This window comes from Microbacterium sp. (genome assembly GCF_030149085.1).
Classification (GTDB): Bacteria; Actinomycetota; Actinomycetes; order Actinomycetales; family Microbacteriaceae; genus Microbacterium.
The window spans coordinates 1-4,076 of the sequence record NZ_JASBSF010000366.1 but is presented as its reverse complement, the minus strand read 5'-3'; the positions used below and the strand labels follow the sequence as shown (position 1 = coordinate 4,076).

At 65.8% G+C, this 4,076-nt stretch carries 3 protein-coding genes; all 3 read right to left on the bottom strand.

Going from position 1 to position 4,076, the window contains the following annotated elements; all coding sequences use genetic code 11:
• On the bottom strand, positions 1 to 797 hold a 797-nt coding region (locus Q1V87_RS14795; RefSeq protein ID WP_300594532.1), incomplete at its 3' end, for a hypothetical protein.
• The gene (locus tag Q1V87_RS14790) at positions 794 to 2,608 is read right to left on the bottom strand and encodes a hypothetical protein (RefSeq protein WP_195692254.1); all 1,815 of its coding nucleotides are present in this window, start codon (positions 2,606 to 2,608) and stop codon (positions 794 to 796) included. The genes Q1V87_RS14795 and Q1V87_RS14790, both read right to left, overlap by 4 nt.
• On the bottom strand, positions 2,605 to 4,076 hold a 1,472-nt coding region (locus Q1V87_RS14785; RefSeq protein ID WP_300594528.1), incomplete at its 5' end, for a tyrosine-type recombinase/integrase. The genes Q1V87_RS14790 and Q1V87_RS14785, both read right to left, overlap by 4 nt.

Below are 4,076 nucleotides of genomic sequence, written 5' to 3'. Positions count from 1 at the left end.
CGATTTCCGGGCGTTACGATCCATCGCGCGAGCGTGTCCTCGGGGTGTCGTACCTTCACGCGCTCGGCTTTGGGGCGGTCGAGCGCCGACCATTCCGCGGCGGCCGCAAAGATGTCGTGCGAGAACACGTTGATGTACTGCCAACACGCCCGCAGGAGCGGCCACCACACCTGCGGTGGAATCACCGGCGTGCTCAGCTCGGCGCTGGACTTCTGCCCGCTGAGCGCGATCGTGTGGAGATCTCCCCATGGACGGAATGGGATGCCTCCGCCAGAGAGGACTGCCGCGTAGGTGTGCAGTTCGCGAACAGCATCGACTGCTTGTCGCGTTCTGGAGGGGATCCCCATCGTCTTGACCTCAGTGAGGAAGCCGTCGAGGTGCGACTGATGGAGATCACGGAGTGGAGTGTCAGGGAGGTTGTCGGCGTACCACGCGGCGAACCGCTTCAGGCCCTCGAGCTTGGAACGGATCGTCTTCACATGGGCGGGCGTTGCTCGCAGATAGATCATCTGCCCGCGCAGCACGGGATGCACAGGGTTGAGAAGTGCCATTGCGAGTTCGCGAGCACGAAGGTTCCACTCACCGATGAACGAGTCGAACAACAGCACCGCGGAATGGCGGCCCGCAGCAGGGTTCCACCCCAGGGCGCTGAGGTCCCAGCGATCCTCATCTCCGAAGAAGGGGATGGGGAAGTCATGTTCGAGGTGTCGATCTGAGATGACCGCCGTGTCGCTCGCCCAGTAGTCGCTCGCGAACAGCGACACCGGCTCGGCAGAGTACTCGCGATCGACGCTCACAGGTGGACTCCTCTCTGGGTGAGCGGCACATGGACAGAGGCGGTCTCGCACGCCGTCCGCGCGTTCTCGATCTCCGTCGGGGAGAACTCGTGGAGGATGCGTTCGACGTTGACCAACTGCTGACCGTGTACCGCCGCGAACTGGGCCGGGGGCATCTCGTTCTCGTGACCGCGGAGAATCTCTCGGTACGCGAGGACTCGCGGCAGGTGATCTGCGAACACGATCGCGTTCGGGCACGCGAAGCACATCGATGGCCGATGCTCGCAGAGCCGCCCCGCCGGCGTGAAGGGCGATTCGTACGGTGACGTGCACTGAGTCACGTTGATTCCCTGGTCAGTGGCGCTCGAGGCCAACTCGGCGGCTGCGGCAGCACCCAGGTCGCCTGCTGCGTCGTCGACGGTGCTGGCCGCAGCACGAACGAAGACCGGCCCTCGTACTCGATCGAACACCTGACTCTGCGCCGCGTTGACTGCGTTGCCGGCCAGAACATGCACGGTTGTCGACTGCGCGTAATGGCGTTGGTAGACAGCGATGCTGTGGTCGTCTCCCGCCGCGGCGTCAGCGCTGCGGAGCACTGCTGCACGAACACTCTTCACTGTCTTGCGTAGCCGGCGGGAATCGTATGGCTTTGATATCTCGGGCGAGATCGCCATCAGAAGCGACGTGAAGGGGCGGCGCGAGAATGACTCCTGGCGCGCGACGAGATGCCTGGACGCGGTGCGCTGCACGGTGATGAACAAGGCGTCCGCGTCGGAGCCGCCCACCTCCTTTGCCTCCTCCCGAGCTGCCTCGGTGACAGCGATCAGGCGAAGTATGAGATCCCCTGCTCTCCACCCGGTGCCATCGCGAGACCCGGTGATCGCGCATCGCACGGTTCGAGTTCGGTGGGCTCGCGCCTTGTGGAGCCGTACGCGGACCGAGTCTGTCGTGTGCTCGATGTCTGTGAGTCGAACGTCCGACCACTCTTCCGGCGCCGCACCACTCTCCAACTGCAGGAGTGTGCGAAACGCAACGAGGTCCTCGCTGGACGGATAGAGGTGGGTCAGTAGTCGTCGCGTGATCCGGCCGGCATTGGCGCGGACCGGCGACTGTTCGAGCGCGAAGTCGTCGTGGAGGTCGTCGAGCACACCCGATGCGCACGCGCGGAGGACATCAGCCTCGATCGATGCTCCGGGACGTCGTCCGAGATGGCGAATGCCCCACAGGACATCGGCGCTTCGTTCCCACCCTGTGCTTCGGGGATCGTCTGCGCTGGCGAGCAGCCGACGTCCGACTGCCAGACGAGCCTCCAATTCGCGGATTCGGGCGCGGCAGGCGTTGCGAATCGCGAGTCGCTCCGCGTTCGAGAACTCATCGAGCGGCGTGGAGTCGCCGCCCTGGTGCAGCACGTGCGCCTGCGCCCAACGGAGCGTGGCGTCGCTGACGTCACGACCGTTCGCTGCGTGGACGCGGACGAGAGCGCGGATCTGTCTGCCGTACTTGTACGGGATCGCGCTCTCTGGCGGGTAGTTGCCGGCCAACGCGGATTCCCACGCGTGCAACGCGTCGATGAGGGCGAGTCCCGGCGTTGCGAGACTCACAGTTCGCGGGCAAGCGTCAGGTAGACCGCGCAGAAGGCTCATCAGCGCCCGGCGGTACTGATACGCGGTGCCGTCGGTGTGACCCATGGCTCGACGCATGTCGATCAGCGCGTCCGCGAGCTCAGCCGCAAGGACGGGGTGTGCGAAGTCGAGCGGGGCGAGTGTTCCATCGACGTTCGCGGTCGGAAGAACGAACAGCATCTGCCGCGGGGTGAGGTCGATGTTCGTCACGCGACGTTCCGATCAGCGAGGACTGCGTCCGCGTATGTCATGCCCTCGTCGCTCCAGCTCTCGAATACGTCCTGGATGAGCGCATCGGTGTCCTCGATGTAGCGCAGGTAGACCATGGTCGTCGCCGGGTTCGAGTGCCCCAGCAGCCGCTGCACTGTAAGTCGCGGGTTGATGGCGATGTGCTCGGAGATCGTGGCTGGTCCCACGTTGCCTGCCCGTCGCTCCGCCTCGCGGGCCAGCGCCACATCGGTCAGCGATTTCAGGAGCACGACAGCGAAAGTGTGGCGCAGATCGTGCGGAGTGATCCGTGCACGGCGACCGCCCATCTCGTCCTGAGCGAGCCTCAGAGCACGCCCGCTTGCAGCCTCGAACGTCGCGTGCCATTGCCTGCGGCTGATCGGCAAACCGCCTCGACCGACGAACAGCCCCAGCGCCTCCATCCCGTGGTCCCGCTCGATGACGGCAATTCGTCGCAGGTGCGGAGGCAGCTGGTGCAGCCGCCATCTCGATCGCCGCCCATTCACCCGGCCTCGCAGGATGCCTGCCGACACGTCGATCTCGTCGACGACGAACAGCTCGGAGCGGCGTCGCCAGAGGGAGGCAGCTGACGCGCGGACGACCGCTCGGCGCTCCGTCTGCCGGTAGAGATCGACCGCCCGAAGCGTCGTGAGGGGGACGTGGACGCGTCGACGCTTCTGGTACTTCGCGCACGCCTCGAGCAAGACGGAGATGCCGGTGCCCGTCGGCGGCGGGACTTCAGCGTCGAGCAGTGTGGAGAACTCACCGAGGCGCATCCCCGTCGTCACGGCCAGCTGCGCGCCCGCCTTTGAACGCAGGCTCGTTGTGCCCCGCCAACTCTCGTCCAGATCGCCCGCGGCGGTTCGTCCGCCGAGACCGACGTCGAGGAACGTGCGCCACTGCGCCTGCGTCAGCGGCCGAATGTCGGGCTCGCTCCTCCAACGCATCCGGAGCGGCGACGACCTTCCGATGGTGATCCACGGTTCGCGCTGGATCTGCCCGGTCTGAGTGAGCAGCTGATAGATCCCGCGTATCACGACCACGTCGCGTCGCCACGTCGCCGGCGACACCGGGCGCTCGGAGCCGCTCAGCCGCCATTCGCGGAACGCGACGATGTCGTCGCTCGACGCATGGATCACGTCGGTCTGTCGCGTGGCGAGGAACGACGCAAACCGCCTGGCGTCGTATGCGTACGCGCGCAGCGTCGCCGGGTCTGTCGACGCTGCGACGATCCGGAAGTACGTCAACCACGGCTCCACCGGCCGCCACCGATCGTCAAGGAGGATCGGCATCCCCTCGGGGAGCGAACGGGTGCGCGAGTAGATGTCGCTGGCGCGCGCGTCGAAGTCGGTTGAGGGGGCGAGTTGGTGGTCGACGAAACGCAGATACATCATGCTCCGGGGGTGCAGTCGGGTGGGTCGTTGAGACACTGACCGAACGTACACATAAC